The sequence below is a fragment of the Neisseria maigaei genome, from assembly GCF_958267405.1.
GTDB classification, from domain to species: domain Bacteria; phylum Pseudomonadota; class Gammaproteobacteria; order Burkholderiales; family Neisseriaceae; genus Neisseria; species Neisseria bergeri.
In genome coordinates, this window is the sequence record NZ_CATQFT010000050.1 from 1 (window position 1) to 545 (window position 545).

1 protein-coding gene is annotated in these 545 nt (G+C 45.5%); it reads left to right on the forward strand.

The annotated features are described in order from the left end of the window. Window positions 1–430 (forward strand): DNA adenine methylase (locus tag Q3O06_RS08855; protein WP_301818473.1); only part of this gene is annotated, 430 nt, incomplete at its 5' end. Between the last annotated feature and the right edge of the window lie 115 nt (window positions 431–545).

The following is a 545-nucleotide window of genomic DNA, read 5'->3' on the forward strand; positions in this document are numbered from 1 at the left end:
GCACAATGCCTTCGGCGGCAAAACCGTCCAACAGCATTTCGGTACGGCCACCACATCTAAAGCATGGGACGCCTCTCAAATCGAAGCAAAACTGACCGCTGCCAAAACCAGACTGAACGGTGTATTCGTTGAAAACGAACCGTGGGAACGGTGCTTTAAACGCTACGGCCGTGAACATACCTTCTTCTACGCAGACCCACCGTATTGGCAAACAGCAGGATATGACCGTTCTTTTGATTGGATGCAATACGAACTATTGGCGAAATCGATGGCTGAGAGCAAAGGCAAAGTAATGATGTCCATTAATGACCATCCCGATATTAGAGAGTTATTCAAAGATTTCCGAACCACCCGCCTTGAGCTTATCTATTCCGTTGGTCGGGAAAAAACGCAAAAAACCAGCGGCGAACTGGTTATCTGCAACTGGTAAAACAAAAGCGATGGTTATCGTCGCTTTTATAAAAGTGCAAGGGAGTTGCAAATAATGCAATAAATTGCCAAAGTTTTTTCTCAGAAAATGCCGAGATTTTTCTCGGTGCGCTTCA